A 247-nucleotide genomic window follows, 5' to 3' on the forward strand; every position below is an offset into this window, starting at 1 on the left:
GTGGGGCGGCCTTGGACGTCTTTGAGCATGAGCCGTTGGACGCCGCTAACCCCCTGTGGGGCCGACGGGACATCTTGGTGTCTCCGCATGCCTCCGGTGACCTGATCGGTTGGAGGGGAAAAGTGGTGGACTGTTTTGCCCTGAACCTGAGGCGGTGGAAGGCCCATGAGCCGTTGAAGGACGTTGTGGATCTGAAAAAGCTTGATCCGTCCGCTTCGATTACAGCGCAGAACAGGACCTGATAAAG

1 protein-coding gene is annotated in these 247 nt (G+C 58.7%); it reads left to right on the top strand.

The features are described from left to right. A partial coding sequence (locus tag SB724_RS21345) for an NAD(P)-dependent oxidoreductase (protein ID WP_410573019.1) occupies positions 1 to 242 on the top strand: 242 nt, incomplete at its 5' end. Positions 243 to 247 lie beyond the last annotated feature (5 nt).

Source organism: Bacillus sp. SIMBA_031, assembly GCF_046535225.1.
Taxonomy (GTDB): Bacteria; Bacillota; Bacilli; order Bacillales; family Bacillaceae; genus Bacillus; species Bacillus velezensis.